Origin of the sequence: Cohnella baijiui, from assembly GCF_020731285.1 — a bacterium.
In the GTDB taxonomy this organism is placed as follows: domain Bacteria; phylum Bacillota; class Bacilli; order Paenibacillales; family Paenibacillaceae; genus Cohnella.
In genome coordinates, this window is sequence record NZ_JAJFOW010000122.1 from 1 (window position 1) to 413 (window position 413).

The window sequence follows — 413 nt, forward strand, 5'->3', positions numbered from 1 at the left end:
GCCGAAGCGCTGCGGGTCGCGGCGCGGCAGGCGGGCACGCTGCCGCCAAGGGCCGGGGCGCCGGGGCGGAATCGGCGCCGGCGGGCGAGGCGCGCTGGTGGGAGCAGGGCAAGTACTTCTCGCCCGCGCCGTCGCCTGAAGCTGCCGCCGCCGGACCGAAGCGCCGTCCGGGCGCCGGCGGGCCGGGCAACGGCCGCAAAGGCGATGCGCCGGTGGAGGCGAGAGGACGCCGCGGCGGGAGCGGAGCGGGCGAGTTCGGCGGGCGCGGCGATGGCCGGGCAGCTGGGCGCAGCGGGGGCTATCGCGACGGAGCGGCTGGCGAGCGGACAGCCGCCAAGGCGTACGGCGCGAGCGCCGAGCGGCCGAGACGCGGGGGCGCCGACGAGCGCGGCGCGGGACGGGGCGGGCGTCCG

At 81.6% G+C, this 413-nt stretch carries 1 protein-coding gene; it reads left to right on the forward strand.

Features of this window, described 5'->3' with window-relative positions; translation table 11 throughout:
- On the forward strand, positions 1-413 hold a 413-nt coding region (locus tag LKX83_RS34765), incomplete at both ends, for a hypothetical protein (protein WP_227887289.1).